We start from the raw sequence: 13,341 nt of genomic DNA, 5'->3' as shown, positions 1-13,341 counted from the left end.
TCCGGTGCAAGTCAAGCAAAGCCAAAGAAGCGATTGAAACAGTCTGCGACAAGGGCCGCGCCCTGCTCATCGTTCAGGTGCAGGTGATGCCCCCCAGGCAGCGTCACCTGCTCAAAGCGTAGCTGCTCCAGCAACTCAGTGTGGCGCGCCAGCATGCCGTCGGCGGCCACCACCAGGCAGGCCGGGCAACTCACCCGCCTGACAAAGGCCATGGCTTGCGCGTGGCTCAGGCGAACAGGGGACGGCAAGGTCAGTCGGCTGTCGCTGCGCCAGCTGTACCCTCCCGCTACCGGCATCAGCCCACGCTGGGCCAACAGTTCGGCTGCCTCGCGGCTGACGGCGACCATACCCTTCATGCGCGCCTGCACGCCCTGCTCCAACGCCGGGTAGACGGATTTACGTTTGCCATCCAGGCGCAGCTGCGCCTGCAATGCCATGCCCAGGCGTTCACCGGCGTCCTGCTCGGCCCCGGTGGGCGGAATGACGCCATCGATCAGCGCCAGGTGGCTGACCCGCTCCGGCAAGGCGCCCGCCAGTTGCACCGAGATGATCGCCCCCAGTGAGTGGCCCAGCAAGGCAAAGCGCTGCCAACCCAACTGCTCGGCCACCCGCAACACATCGTGGGCGTAGTCGGCCAGGGCATAACTGGCGCCAGGCGGGCGATGCTCCGAGTAACCATGGCCCGCCAGGTCCAGGGCGACGATGCGCAGGCCCTGCAGCCGCGGCGCCAGCCGGGCGAAGCTGTTGGCGTTGTCCAGCCAGCCGTGCAGGGCAATCACCGGCAGCCCATCCTCAGGGCCGAACAGGTGCGCAGCCAGTTCGATATGGCCCAGGCTCAGGCGGATTTCCTCCATGTGCGCGCTCATTCGTGGCTCCAACGGTCGAACAGGCCTTTGATCAGGCTGGCGGTGTCGGTCGGGCGTTCCAGGGGGAACATGTGCCCGCCCGGCACGCTGTGGTACTCGCCTTTGGCCATGCCGCGTACGGCCAGCGTGTGGTGCCGGCGAATCACGTTGCTGCGCTCGCCGCGCACCATCGCCAGTGGTACCTGCAGTTGCCGGGCAGGTGCTGGGCTGGCGTGGGGGATGCTGCGGTAGATACTGATCTCGGTAGCCGGGTCGAAACGCAGGCGAAGCCCTTCTTGCGCGGGCTCCAAGCCATGCTCCAGGTAGGCTTCCAGGCAGTCGGGGTCAAAGTGGCGGAACAAGCGTTTGCTGGCGAAATAGTCCCGTGCGCTGTCGCGGTCGGCAAACGCCTCGCGCCGGCCCAAAGTGCGGCCGGCCGGGGTGATGCGGTCGATAAAGCCAAAACGCTTGGCAGTGCGCAGCAGCCATTGATCGGCGCGGGTCAGCACCGGCGAGTCCAGCATCACCACCCCGCGGTAATACTCGGGGCAACGCAAGGCGGCATGCAAGTGCAGTACCCCGCCCAACGAATGGCCAACCCCCCAGACCGGCGCATCCTGCTGCGCCAGGTGGTGCAGCAATTCATCGACCAGGTTCTGCCAGTTTTCATTCACCGGGAAGCGCGGGTCGTGGGCATGCTGGGGCAGGTGGTGAACGTGATAGTCCGGCGCCAGGGCAGCGAACAGCTTGCCGTAGGTGGCAGACGGGAAACCATTGGCGTGGGCAAAGAAGATGTGCTGCGACATGGCGCCTGGTCCGGACGGTGGGAGGATGGCCCATTGTCGGCATCGCGGGGCCGCTCGGCAATGTCCGGAAAGGTCATCGGCGAGGGCTATCAGGTCATCGGGTACGCACAAAACTGGCCAGCGAACGCTGCAGGCAGGCCTGCATATAGGCCAGCTGGCTCTCGAGCACTTCACGCGCCAGGCACTGGTCCTCATAGTCGAGCTGCAATCGGCGCAGCGCCAGGCAACTGGTCTGCAGCAAGCGGGACACCCGCAGGCAGGCTTCCTGCAGCTCGCCCAGGTCGTCTTTAGCATCGCCCACCTTGCCCATCAGGTGGTAAAGCTTGGCGTCGGCCGAGTCGCGCAACACGCTGTACTGGGCAAAGTCCAGCACCACGCCTTCCTGCACTTTGTCTACTGTGGGTTGCAAGTCCAGTGAACGTAACAGCGCTTGCATATCACCCTTCATCAACTGCTCCCTGCCTGGCCACTCATTCGATGTGGCGCCACGCTAGCAAGCGGTCGAGTGAAGCGGCAACTGGCAGAAATGCCAGTTGCCAAGAGGCGTCAGGCTGGCGAACTGATTGCGCGCAAGGTCATCAGGCCTGCCAACGGCCACTCCCCTTCCAGCTCCGCCAGGCTGGCGGTGCTCATGGGCGCCGGTTGCTGTACATGACCATGCTCCAGGGCACAGACCAAGGCCCCCACCAGTGGTTGGTGGCTAACCAACAGCACGTGCTCCAGGCCGAGCTTTTCGATTTCACCGATCACCTGCTGCACATTGCTGTCCGGCGTCAGCCAGGCCGCGGTGCGCACTGGCGCGGGGAAATCCAACGTGTCATGCACCAGCGCTGCCGTTTGCTGGGCACGGACATAAGGGCTGGCGATGATGGCCTGCAACGGCTGCCCAAGCAGGCGCGCGGCACTGTGCAGCACCTGCTCGCGGCCATGGCTGGTCAGGCGGCGTTCGGCGTCGCTGTTGGCCCGAGGCTCTGCCTCACCGTGGCGCAGCACCCACAGCTTCACAGCTTGGGCTCTTCGTCACGCACCGGGTGCGGCGCGGGTGCCACAGCATGGGGCGCCTCACCTTCTGGGGCGCGCGGGGCTGGCCAGTCGGCGAATGGCCAAGGCTTCTGGTCGCTGTGAAAGCTGCCGAAGCGGCCGATCTGCGCCAGGTACTGGCTGAGGCTATCGCCGAAGTTCATCAGGCTGGCGCTGGGGGCGCCGTAGACCAAGCGGTAGATCAGCTGTACCAGCACCAGGCCGCCCAACAGCAGCTCGGCCAATTGCCAGACCACCAGGAACACCAACATCCACAGCACCCGCAGGATGATCGACTCGCGCTGGGCGCGTTCGGGCGTATCGTTCATGTGTCGCTCCTTGTTCCGGTCGAAGCCGCTGACGGCTTAATTAAAACCACTGATGGAAATGAAATCGACGTCGGTCTTGGGTTCGGCGCGCATCAGGTGCTCGATCACCTGGTTCAAGGTACGGCCCTCGAACAGGATGGCGTGCAGGCCCGCCACCAGCGGCATGTACACCTGAACTTCCTGCGCCTTGGCCTTGAGCACCTTGAGGGTGTTCACCCCTTCGGCCACTTCGCCCAGCCGATTGACGGCCTGCTCCAGGCTCAGGCCTTGGCCCAGGGCGTGGCCGACCTGATAGTTGCGGCTCTTGGGCGAGGAACACGTAACGATCAGGTCACCGACACCGGCCAGGCCCAGGAAGGTCATGGGGTTGGCACCCTGGCTCACGGCGAAGCGGGTCATCTCGGCCAGGGCACGGGTAATTAGCATGCTCTTGGTGTTCTCGCCCATGCCCAGGGCCACGGCCATGCCGGCAATAATGGCGTAGACGTTTTTCAGTGCCCCGCCCAGTTCGACCCCGAAGCGGTCGGCACTTGCGTAGACGCGGAAGGTACGCCCGTGCAATACGGCCTGCACCTGTTGGCAGAGTTGTTCATCTTCGCTGGCGACCACGGTGGCGGTCAGCGCATGTTCGGCGATTTCGCGGGCCAGGTTTGGCCCCGACAGGACGCCGATACGGGCTTGAGGTGCGATTTCTTCGATGATCTGGCTCATCAGCTTGAAGCTCTGCGCCTCGATACCCTTGGTCAGGCTGACCAGGCCCTTGCCGCGCAACAACTCGGCATGGGGTGCCAGCACGCTGCGCAAGGCGCTCGACGGCAAGGCGACGAACACCAGGTCGCAGGCCTGCAAGGTACCCAGCAGGTCGTTGACCGGCTCTACGCCGTCGTGCAGGCGAATGCCTTTGAGGTAGCGTGGGTTCTCGCGGTTGACACGCATGGCCTCGGCCTGCTCGGGGTCGCGCATCCATTGGCGCACCGGCACACCGTTTTCCGCCAGCAGGTTCGCCACGGCGGTGCCGAAGCTGCCGCCTCCCAGAACTGCAACAGGCTGCTGTTCAGTCATATCTAATCCGTTAAAGCCAAAAGTTAAGTGGCGACGCTGCATTATACGGTGCGTATTCGACAGGGCCAGTGCCAGCGCCTACGAAAGGGCTGGCAAGGAAGCCCTGATCACTGGCAAAAGCCCTGCGGTCGGTTAACATGCCTGTTTCATCCCTGAAACAAGGTCGTACCGTGTTCCCAGGCACGCCTCCTTACCCGCGTCTTCTGCTTCTGACTGCCCTGCTCGGCGGCCCGGCCATGGCCGACGATCTGTTCATCGACAACACCGACCTGCCGCAGGTTCTGACCGCCACCCGGCTCAAACAATCCCCGGCGGCGGTCCCTGGCAGCATGACCGTGCTCGACAGTGAGCTGATCCGCGCCAGCGGCGCCCGCGATATCCCCGAACTGCTGCGCCTGGTGCCGGGCATGATGATCGGCTACGGCGCCGGCAACCAGCCGACGGTCAACTACCATGGCAGCAACGTCAACGACGCGCGGCGCATGCAGGTGCTGATCGATGGCCGCTCGGTGTACCGCGCGGGCCTGGCGACGGTGGACTGGAGCGACATCCCCCTGGCCATGGAAGACATCGACCGCATCGAGGTGTTCCGCGGCCCCAACACGGTCAGCTATGGCGCCAACGCCTTGATGGCCGTGGTCAACATCCTCACCCGCAACCCGGCCGACAGCCATGGCACGCGCCTCAAGGTCACCCGCGGCGAAGATGGCATCAACGATTTCTACGCCAGCCATGGTTTTGGCTGGGACGGCGGCGACATGCGCCTGTCGGTGTCCGGCCAGCAAGACGATGGTTTCGATCAGGACCAGTACGGCCAGGACTACCGTGACAGCCGCCGCCTCACCCGCTTCAACCTCAGCGCCAGCCACACCCTGGCCCCCGACCAGACCCTGGAATGGCAACTGGCGGCCAAGGAAGGCAGCAACCAGCGCCCCTATACCTACCAGCCGGTGTTCCCCTACGTCACCGAGCGCGGTGACAACACCGACGCCAACGCCAAGGATTACGCGGGTTCGGTACGCTGGAACATCGACTTCAACCCCGAGCACAGCCTGTACGTCCAGGGTTCGGCCCAGCACTTCGACCGCCAGCAAGTCTGGCGCGCCTGCGATGCGGCGCTGTCGTTCAGCCCAGAGCTGACCCGCCTGTGGCGGTTGAACCCGAATTTTGCCGAGCTGGTGGCGCGCGGCGCAAACGATCCACCGCGCAGCAGCAACCCCGAAGAACAGGCGCTGGTCGATGCCATCAAGGACCAGTGGAACAACCAAGGTGGCCGCGATGTGGTCTGCGGCGATGTCGACCAGAGCACCCGCGAAACCCGCTACGACCTGGAAATCCAGGACACCCTGAGCCTGACCGACAGCCTGCGCCTGCTCAGCGGCATGAACTACCGCTATGATCGTGCCGACTCGCAGACGTACTTCAATGGCAGCCTCGTCGACCAGACCTGGCGCCTGTTCGGCCAGCTGGAATGGCGGGCCGACGAACACTGGATCATCCAGGGCGGGGCGATGTTCGAAGACGCGCGCCTGTCTGGCAGTTCGCTGACCCCACGGGTGGCGGTCAACTACCTGATCACCCCGCGCCATGGCCTGCGTGCGGTCTATTCCGAAGCGGTTCGCTCCCCCGATATGTTCGAGAACAACGTCAACTGGAGCTACACGGTCAAAAACCTCAACCCCAGTGCGTTTGGCCAGCCGCACGGTGAGTATTTCGTCAAGACCCGCGGCCCGGGCGACCTCGAGCAAGAGCGCATGCGCTCGCGCGAGCTGGGCTACAACGGCTATTTCAGCGACATCGACCTGAGCATGGATGTGAAGCTGTTCTACGACGAGATCACCGGGATGATCAGCGAGCCTTTGAAGAACAACCAGTACATCGCCAGCAACAGCAACAAGGCGCGCTTCACCGGCAGCGAGGCGCAACTGGACTGGCGCCCCACCCTGCGTGACCGCCTGCGCGTGACCTACGCCTACGTCGACGCCTGGGCCAGCAACCCCGACGACCGCCGCCTCAGCGCCCGCAACAGCGGCTCGGCGGGCTGGATGCGCGAGTGGGGCGACGGCTGGTCGAGTGCGCTGTTCTATTACGGTGACGATGCCCTCAACCAGTACCGCTACGAGCGCCTGGACCTGCGCCTGGCCAAGCGCTTTCGGGTGCAGGGCAGCAACCTTGAGCTGGCGGCGCTGTGGCAACAACGCCTGGACGATGAGCCCACGACTGCGCTGCAAAACCGCTACGACAGCCGCCACCGCCTGAGTGTCAGCGCGGAGCTGGAGTTCTGATGGCCCGCTTGCTGCGCGTGCTGCTGCTTTGCCTGTGGCCCCTGGGGCCGCTGTCCGCCGGTGAAATCTTGCTGGTCGGTGGCGAGGATCAGCCCGGCATTCGCAGTTTCGTCGCCGCATTCGAAAGCCATCGCCCGCAAGATCGGGTGCGCTTCCAAACCACTGCCGACTTGCCCCGCCCAAGCCAGCTCAAGGGCGATCAACGCCTGGTGCTGCTTGACAGTGCCGCGCTGGACTGGCGCCTGAGTGAAAACGCCGGGCCACCAGCATTGGCCATGCGGGTCAGCCGAGTACAGGCTGAACAGCGCCTGGGAAAGTCGCGCCCCCCCTTCCTTACACTGCTGTGGAGCGACCCGCCCCTGGCCCGGCAACTGCGCCTGGCGCGCTACCTGCTGCCACAGGCGCAACGCATCGGTGTGCTTTACGGTAGGCAAAGTGCCTTTTTGCTGGATGAACTGCGCCATGCCGCCCGCCCGCTGGGCCTGGAGATCATTGCCCAGGACTGGCCCGACCAACGTGACAGCCGGCCCCTGCAACAGCTGTTAGGCAACAGCGATGTCCTGCTGGGCCTCGACGACCCCGCCCTGTACAACCCCAAGACGGCGAAAAACCTGCTGCTCAGCAGCTACGGCCGGCAAATGGCGTTGATTGGCCCAAATGCCGGCTTCGTTCGCGCAGGCGCCCTGGCCAGCACCTACAGCGACCAGGACGACTGGCTGGCCGTGCTCGACCATTTGCTCGACCAGCCACCCACGCGCTGGCCACGAAGCCTTTACCCGACGCGCTACGGCGTCAGTGGCAACCAGCAAGTGGCACGCGCCCTGGGCCTTGAACCGATCGACCCGAACGCCGCTGCCAAGGCCCTGGCCGAAGGAGAATCCAACCCATGAGCAGACGCCTGAGCTGGGACATCCACACCCGCACCCAGATCATCAGCCTTGGCCCGGCCCTACTGCTGACCCTGCTGCTGATCAGCTTCTTTACCTTCGTGCGTATCCAGGACTTGCGCCAGGAACTCAACCACACCGGCCAACTGATCGCCAACCAGCTGGCGCCCGCCTCCGAATACGGGGTTATCTCGGGCAACAACGAGGTGCTCGAAGGGCTGATGCGCGCCACCCTGAGCATTCCGCACGTGCGCTTTCTCGAGGTGCAGGACAGCCGCAACCACATCCTGGTCTACGTCGAGCAGTCCGACGAAAGCGCCAACCGGGCGCAGCAAGTGGAAGTGTTCCAAGCGCCCATCCGCCTTCAGCAAATCCGCCTGGACACCGACTTCCTGCAGCCCGGCAACACCTCCACGCCGGCCATTGGCGACGACTACCTGGGGCGGGTGATCGTCGGCATGTCCGATGACGCCTTCAGCCAGCGCCAGCAGGAAATCGTCATCAAGGCGGGCATCCTGGCCTTGTTCGCCCTGCTGTTCACCTTCCTGCTGGCCCGCCGCCTGGCCATGAGCCTGGCCAAGCCGATCAGCGACATGGGCCACGCGGTCAAGGCCATTCAGCAAGGCGAGTACAACACGCCGCTGCCCGTGGTGGATGACAGTGAACTGGGCCATCTGGCGCACCACATCAACAACCTGGCCAATGCCCTGGAGCAAGCCAGTGACGAGCAGAAGCGCGCCATCGCCCAGTTGACCCAGGCGCGTGAGGAAGCCGAACAGGCCAACCGGGCCAAGTCGGACTTCCTGGCGATGATGAGCCATGAATTGCGCACCCCCATGAATGGCGTGCTGGGCATGCTGCAATTGCTCGAAACCACACCGCTGACCAGCGAGCAGGCCGAGTACACCGCCGTTGCCAGCGAGTCCACCGGGCACCTGCTCAAGGTCATCAACGACATTCTCGATTTCTCGCGCATCGAACGCACCGCACTGGAGCTGGAGCGCATCGACTTCAACCTCGGCGAGCTGATCGCCAGCAGTGTCCAGTCGTTCCAGCACAGTGCCCAGCAACGTGGCCTTGGCTTGCACCTGAACATGCCGACGGGCATCGAGCACCTGAACGTGAACGGCGACCCCACGCGTATTCGGCAGATCCTGCTGAACCTTGTCGGCAATGCCCTGAAATTCACCGAGCAGGGCCAGGTGCAGGTCGAAGCGCGCTGCCAGGTGCTGGACCGCCAACTGCTGTGGTTCACCTGCAGCGTGCGCGATACCGGTATCGGCATCGACAGCGACCGCCTGGAAATGATGTTCGTGGCCTTCCAGCAGGCCGACAGCTCGATTTCCCGGCGCTATGGCGGCACGGGCCTGGGCCTGTCGATCGCACGTACGCTGGCCGAACGCATGGGCGGCAAGCTGCGCGGTGAGAGCCGCGAAGGCCTGGGCTCGACCTTTACCCTGGAAATGCCCTTGGCCCTGGCCGCACCGGCCCAGGCGCCACTGCCCGGGGCGGTGCGTGAACAGCGCCCACTTACCGGCAGCGAGCGGGTGCTGCTGGTGGAGGACAACCCGGTCAACCAGAACGTCATCGAAGCCATGCTGCGCAGCCTGGGGCTTGAGGTGAGCGTGGCGGCAGACGGTATCCAGGCGGTCGAACAGGTCAGCCAGCAACCGTTCGCCGCCATTCTGATGGACTGCCGGTTGCCGAACCTGGATGGCTATGAAGCCACCCAGCGCATCCGCCTGCTGCCAAACGGCATCCACGTGCCGATCATCGCCTTGACCGCTAACGCCTTGCAGGGCGACCGTGAGCGTTGCATGGCCGCGGGCATGGACGACTACCTGAGCAAACCCTTGCGCCGCACCGAGCTGCAGCGGGCGCTGCAACGCTGGTTACCCGGTCAGACAACCGCGACTGGCGATAAATGCTAAAGTGCGGCAGTCTTAAGGACTGGACAGGACGTTCTTCGGACCTGAAAATAGACGTTTCAGTGAACACCTGTACTTCTTTCGCCAGGTGCACTGTGACTTTCACCACAACGCAATAGTCTACCTGTAGGCTGCCGCCCCGGAGTCATCGCTTTTCGGGCCGGCCGGGAAGATTCATCCCCTGCCGCAGGGGGTTATTGAGGAGCTCGCATGACCAAACAACACGCCTTTACTCGGGAAGACCTGCTGCGCTGCAGTCGCGGTGAGCTGTTCGGCCCAGGTAATGCGCAACTGCCCGCGCCGAACATGCTGATGGTCGATCGCATCACCCATATCAGCGAAGAAGGCGGCAAGTACGGCAAAGGTGAATTGGTCGCCGAGCTGGATATCAATCCGGACCTGTGGTTCTTCGCCTGCCACTTCGAAGGCGACCCGGTGATGCCGGGCTGCCTGGGCCTTGACGCCATGTGGCAGCTGGTCGGTTTCTTCCTCGGCTGGCAAGGCCTGCCGGGCCGCGGCCGTGCGCTGGGTTCGGGTGAAGTGAAGTTCTTCGGCCAGGTATTGCCTACCGCCAAGAAAGTCACTTACAACATTCATATCAAGCGCGTCCTGAAGGGCAAGCTGAACATGGCCATCGCCGATGGCTCGGTCAGCGTCGACGGCCGCGAGATCTACACCGCCGAAGCCCTGCGGGTCGGCGTGTTCACCTCCACTGACAATTTCTAAGGGTTATTCGCATGCGCCGCGTCGTTATCACTGGTCTGGGCATCGTATCGTGCCTGGGCAATGACAAAGAGACCGTCACCGAAAACCTGCGTAACAGCCGTCCGGGTATCCGTTTCAACCCGGAATACAAGGAAATGGGGCTGCGCAGCCAGGTTTCCGGGTCGATCGACCTCAACCTCGAAGAACTGATCGACCGCAAGGTCTACCGCTTCGTCGGCCACGCCGCGGCCTACGCCTACCTGGCGATGCAGGACGCGATCAAGGACGCCGGCCTGACTGAAGAGCAGGTTTCCAACCCGCGTACCGGCCTGGTTGCCGGCTCCGGCGGCGCCTCGACCCTGAACCAGATGGAAGCGCTGGACACCCTGCGCGAGAAAGGCGTCAAGCGCGTCGGCCCATACCGTGTTACCCGCACCATGGGCAGCACCGTTTCGGCTTGCCTGGCCACGCCGTTCAAGATCAAGGGCCTGAACTACTCGATCTCCTCCGCCTGCGCCACCAGTGCACACTGCATCGGCACCGCGCTGGAGCAAATCCAGTGGGGCAAGCAAGACATCGTCTTCGCCGGTGGTGGTGAAGAAGAGCATTGGAGCCAGTCGTTCCTGTTCGATGCCATGGGCGCCCTGTCGACCAAGCGCAACGAAACCCCGGAACTGGCCTCGCGCGCCTACGACAACGACCGTGATGGCTTCGTCATCGCGGGCGGTGGCGGCATGGTGGTGGTCGAGGAGCTGGAGCACGCTCTGGCCCGTGGCGCCAAGATCTACGCCGAAATCGTCGGCTACGGCGCGACCTCCGACGGCTACGACATGGTTGCCCCAAGCGGCGAAGGCGCCATCCGCTGCATGCAGCAGGCGCTGTCCACCGTCGACACCCCGATCGACTACCTGAACACCCACGGCACCTCGACCCCGGTCGGTGACGTTGCCGAGATCAAAGGTGTTCGCGCCGTGTTCGGCGACAAGGCACCGAAGATCAGCTCGACCAAGAGCCTGTCGGGCCACTCGCTGGGCGCCGCTGGCGTGCACGAGGCGATCTACTGCCTGCTGATGATGGAAAACAACTTCATCGCCGGCTCCGCCAACATTGACGAGCTGGACCCGGAGGTCGCCGACCTGCCGATCCTGCGTCAAACCGAAGAAAACGCCAAGATCGATACGGTCATGAGCAACAGCTTCGGCTTCGGCGGCACCAACGCTACCCTGGTGCTCAAGCGCTGGGAAGGCAAGTAAGGCCTTGAAGCAGTAATGAAAACGCCCCGACTGGTTCGGGGCGTTTTCTTTTGTGTTACCTAGCCTTGGGCAACACAGCCAGAAAATTATCCTTGGCCACCTTGTGCGCCACCGCCTCCGGCAACGCATCCAGAAACGGCTTGAACCCGTACATCTGCTCGCCAAGGCTCCCAAACTTGCCCACCACATCCGACCCGAGCATGAACCGCTCCGGGTAACGTTCTACCAACGCCACCCAAGCCTTGCGCGGCACACCCTTGTCATCCAGCAGATAAGGCTCGAGCACGCTCCACGACAGGTCGACATACAGGTTCGGGTAATCCTCCAGCAAGCGCGTCAGCACCGGCAGCAGAAAGTCCATCTGCGTCTGATGCCGATGAATTTCCATGCTGCTGCCAGCATGCGCCCAAATGAAACGCGTGTGCGGGTGATTGCGCAGCGGCTCTTCGATTTCGGCCAGGTACAGTGGGTTGCGCTCACGCTTGGAGGTGATGTTGGAGTGCAGCAGCACTGGCAAGTCCCGCTCGGCCGCCAGGTGATAGATGCGGGTCATGGCCTCGTTGTTGGCGCGCGGGGTGTCACCGCTGGTCAACGCCGTCAGGTCGTCGTGGCGGGTGAACACCTCGCCAATGCCCTGCCAGAGCCCAGGGTAGAGATCGAGCATGCGCTCGATATGGCTGACCGCGTTCTTGTCCACCGGGTTGAAGCCGGTCAGAAACGGATGAAAGCGCTTGCGCTGCGCTGCGGACAGTTCTTGCACCGCTGCCGCCACGTAGGTATCGGTCGCGCTGTACCAATAGGCATCGGCGTCGTCCCCGGCGTAGTAGCGCGGGCGCTTGGGTTCGTCCTCATGCCATTTCTTGGCCACCGGAATACCAGAAATCATCGACTGCTCGATGCCGGCTTCATCCATGGCCTTGATCAAGGCCGGCATGCCCTCCGTCTCCTGGAAAAAGTCGACGTAGTGCAGGTGGGCGTCACTGTAGCGGTAATCACGCGCCTGCGCCGTCAGGCACACCCCTGCGCACAACAACGCGCCAGCCAACATTCTGGCGATCATGGGCAGCTTCCTTCTCCTGGTTCGAACAGGGTAGACCGACCGCCAAGCGCAGCAGTTCAGCCATGCCCGGCAAACCGCTATGCTTGGAGCACTTGCAACCTGCCTGGAGCCCCTCATGAGCAGCCCCCTGGTCATCCGCCCACGTGCCGAGTCGGTCGAGGGGCAGCCGATTTTGCGCCCGCTGCCCTCGGCCCAATGCCGCAGCGTCGGCCCGTTCGTGTTCTTCGACCATATGCTCGAAACGGACTACGCCCCAGGCCATGGCATGGACATACGCCAGCACCCGCATATCGGCCTGTCGACGCTGACGTACCTGTTCGAAGGCGAGATCCTGCACAAGGACAGCCTTGGCTCCGAACAGCACGTGAAGCCGGGCGATGTCAGCTGGATGACGGCAGGCAGTGGCGTGGCGCATGTCGAGCGCACCCCTGCCAGTGCGCTTGCCCGCGGCTCGCGCCTGCATGGCCTGCAGGTGTGGTTGGCATCACCCCGCGCGCTCGAACAAGGCACGCCCCATTACAGCCACCACCCGGCGGCTAGCCTGCCGGTGAGCGATAGCCTTGGTGTGCGCATCTGCATGATTGCGGGCAGTGGCTTCTGCCTGGAATCGCCGGTGCCCGTGCTCTCCCCCACCCTTTACGCGCATGTGCAGATGCAGCCCGCCACTGCACTGCGGGTACCTGATGAGCCAGTGCAACGGGCGCTCTACTTACTGGATGGCGAGTTGATGCTCAATGATGAGGAGGTTGAACCATGCAGCCTGGTGGTGCTGCCCGAGGGTGAGCAGATGACGTTGTATGCAGAGGGTGAATGCCAGCTGGTGTTGATCGGCGGCGAGCCACTGGATGGGCCGCGGCGGATGAACTGGAATTTCGTGGCGAGCGATCCGGACTTGATCGAGCAGGCCAGGGTGAGGTGGGCTGCGGGGGATTGGCCTACGGTACCGGGGGAGACCTCGCGTATCGCGTTACCCAGATAAATGGGGGGCCGCTTTGCGGCCCAATCGCTGGCAAGCCAGCTCCCACAGGGTCCTCACAGGGTCTGAGCCTGCGCAGATACCTGTGGGAGCGGGCTTGCCCGCGAAGAGGCCGGGACAAGCACCACAAGACACTTGCTCCCACAGGTGCGGCGCTAGACTTGGAGGCTACACAGTTCGGGTGG

Annotated in this window: 13 protein-coding genes; 6 read left to right on the top strand and 7 right to left on the bottom strand. The window is 63.8% G+C overall.

Going from position 1 to position 13,341, the window contains the following annotated elements; all coding sequences use genetic code 11:
- Positions 1–11: 11 nt before the first annotated feature.
- The 6 genes from AB7M33_RS17455 to AB7M33_RS17430 all read right to left on the bottom strand — a co-directional run bounded on the left by AB7M33_RS17455 (position 12) and on the right by AB7M33_RS17430 (position 4,062).
- Complete coding sequence (locus tag AB7M33_RS17455) at positions 12–866, bottom strand: alpha/beta hydrolase (protein ID WP_099428729.1); 855 nt, start codon at positions 864–866, stop codon at positions 12–14.
- A complete protein-coding gene (locus AB7M33_RS17450; RefSeq protein ID WP_027592853.1) occupies positions 863–1,651 on the bottom strand; it encodes an alpha/beta fold hydrolase in 789 nt (262 codons plus the stop codon). The genes AB7M33_RS17455 and AB7M33_RS17450 overlap by 4 nt, the downstream gene beginning before the upstream one ends.
- A 94-nt stretch (positions 1,652–1,745) precedes the next feature.
- Positions 1,746–2,087, bottom strand: a complete 342-nt coding sequence (locus tag AB7M33_RS17445; RefSeq protein ID WP_186680887.1) for a hypothetical protein — start codon at positions 2,085–2,087, stop codon at positions 1,746–1,748.
- 110 nt (positions 2,088–2,197) lie between these two features.
- Positions 2,198–2,656 (bottom strand): phosphohistidine phosphatase SixA, encoded by a 459-nt coding sequence (gene sixA / locus AB7M33_RS17440; protein ID WP_027592855.1) that lies wholly within the window; start codon positions 2,654–2,656, stop codon positions 2,198–2,200.
- Complete coding sequence (locus AB7M33_RS17435; protein WP_027592856.1) at positions 2,653–3,000, bottom strand: DUF4389 domain-containing protein; 348 nt, start codon at positions 2,998–3,000, stop codon at positions 2,653–2,655. The genes sixA and AB7M33_RS17435 overlap by 4 nt, the downstream gene beginning before the upstream one ends.
- A 36-nt stretch (positions 3,001–3,036) precedes the next feature.
- On the bottom strand, positions 3,037–4,062 hold the full coding sequence (locus AB7M33_RS17430; RefSeq protein ID WP_099428728.1) for an NAD(P)H-dependent glycerol-3-phosphate dehydrogenase: 1,026 nt from the start codon (positions 4,060–4,062) through the stop codon (positions 3,037–3,039).
- Between the two features lie 137 nt (positions 4,063–4,199).
- Between AB7M33_RS17430 and AB7M33_RS17425 the strand changes: the two genes are divergently transcribed.
- The 5 genes from AB7M33_RS17425 (at position 4,200) to fabB (ending at position 11,120) form a co-directional block, all read left to right on the top strand.
- Positions 4,200–6,347 (top strand): TonB-dependent receptor plug domain-containing protein, encoded by a 2,148-nt coding sequence (locus AB7M33_RS17425; RefSeq protein ID WP_454243184.1) that lies wholly within the window; start codon positions 4,200–4,202, stop codon positions 6,345–6,347.
- Positions 6,347–7,237 carry an ABC transporter substrate-binding protein gene (locus tag AB7M33_RS17420; protein ID WP_454243183.1) on the top strand — a complete coding sequence of 297 codons (891 nt, stop codon included), beginning with the start codon at positions 6,347–6,349 and terminating at the stop codon, positions 7,235–7,237. The genes AB7M33_RS17425 and AB7M33_RS17420 overlap by 1 nt, the downstream gene beginning before the upstream one ends.
- Entirely contained in the window at positions 7,234–9,165 is a 1,932-nt protein-coding gene (locus AB7M33_RS17415) for an ATP-binding protein (RefSeq protein WP_027592860.1), read from the top strand. The genes AB7M33_RS17420 and AB7M33_RS17415 overlap by 4 nt, the downstream gene beginning before the upstream one ends.
- A 207-nt stretch (positions 9,166–9,372) precedes the next feature.
- Positions 9,373–9,888, top strand: a complete 516-nt coding sequence (fabA, locus tag AB7M33_RS17410) for a 3-hydroxyacyl-[acyl-carrier-protein] dehydratase FabA (protein ID WP_027592861.1) — start codon at positions 9,373–9,375, stop codon at positions 9,886–9,888.
- Positions 9,889–9,899: 11 nt separating this feature from the next.
- On the top strand, positions 9,900–11,120 hold the full coding sequence (fabB, locus tag AB7M33_RS17405; protein ID WP_027592862.1) for a beta-ketoacyl-ACP synthase I: 1,221 nt from the start codon (positions 9,900–9,902) through the stop codon (positions 11,118–11,120).
- A 55-nt stretch (positions 11,121–11,175) separates the two neighbouring features.
- Here the strand turns inward: fabB and AB7M33_RS17400 are convergent, their stop codons facing one another.
- Positions 11,176–12,180 carry an amidohydrolase family protein gene (locus AB7M33_RS17400; protein ID WP_454243182.1) on the bottom strand — a complete coding sequence of 335 codons (1,005 nt, stop codon included), beginning with the start codon at positions 12,178–12,180 and terminating at the stop codon, positions 11,176–11,178.
- Positions 12,181–12,295: 115 nt separating this feature from the next.
- Here AB7M33_RS17400 and AB7M33_RS17395 point away from each other — a divergent pair, with 115 nt between their 5' ends.
- Positions 12,296–13,159 (top strand): pirin family protein, encoded by an 864-nt coding sequence (locus AB7M33_RS17395; RefSeq protein WP_454243181.1) that lies wholly within the window; start codon positions 12,296–12,298, stop codon positions 13,157–13,159.
- Positions 13,160–13,341: the final 182 nt, after the last annotated feature.

The organism is Pseudomonas sp. Y3 TE3536, from assembly GCF_053629175.1.
The sequence above is the reverse complement of the archived record's forward strand: the minus strand, read 5'-3'. Positions and strand labels throughout refer to the sequence as shown.

Coding starts and splice junctions, on each gene's coding strand:
- AB7M33_RS17455 (WP_099428729.1), bottom strand. CDS start 866: ATGAGCGCGCACATGGAGGAAATCCGCCTGAGCCTGGGCCATATCGAA.
- AB7M33_RS17450 (WP_027592853.1), bottom strand. CDS start 1,651: ATGTCGCAGCACATCTTCTTTGCCCACGCCAATGGTTTCCCGTCTGCC.
- AB7M33_RS17445 (WP_186680887.1), bottom strand. CDS start 2,087: ATGCAAGCGCTGTTACGTTCACTGGACTTGCAACCCACAGTAGACAAA.
- AB7M33_RS17435 (WP_027592856.1), bottom strand. CDS start 3,000: ATGAACGATACGCCCGAACGCGCCCAGCGCGAGTCGATCATCCTGCGG.
- AB7M33_RS17430 (WP_099428728.1), bottom strand. CDS start 4,062: ATGACTGAACAGCAGCCTGTTGCAGTTCTGGGAGGCGGCAGCTTCGGC.
- AB7M33_RS17425 (WP_454243184.1), top strand. CDS start 4,200: ATGCCTGTTTCATCCCTGAAACAAGGTCGTACCGTGTTCCCAGGCACG.
- AB7M33_RS17420 (WP_454243183.1), top strand. CDS start 6,347: ATGGCCCGCTTGCTGCGCGTGCTGCTGCTTTGCCTGTGGCCCCTGGGG.
- AB7M33_RS17415 (WP_027592860.1), top strand. CDS start 7,234: ATGAGCAGACGCCTGAGCTGGGACATCCACACCCGCACCCAGATCATC.
- fabA (WP_027592861.1), top strand. CDS start 9,373: ATGACCAAACAACACGCCTTTACTCGGGAAGACCTGCTGCGCTGCAGT.
- fabB (WP_027592862.1), top strand. CDS start 9,900: ATGCGCCGCGTCGTTATCACTGGTCTGGGCATCGTATCGTGCCTGGGC.
- AB7M33_RS17400 (WP_454243182.1), bottom strand. CDS start 12,180: ATGATCGCCAGAATGTTGGCTGGCGCGTTGTTGTGCGCAGGGGTGTGC.
- AB7M33_RS17395 (WP_454243181.1), top strand. CDS start 12,296: ATGAGCAGCCCCCTGGTCATCCGCCCACGTGCCGAGTCGGTCGAGGGG.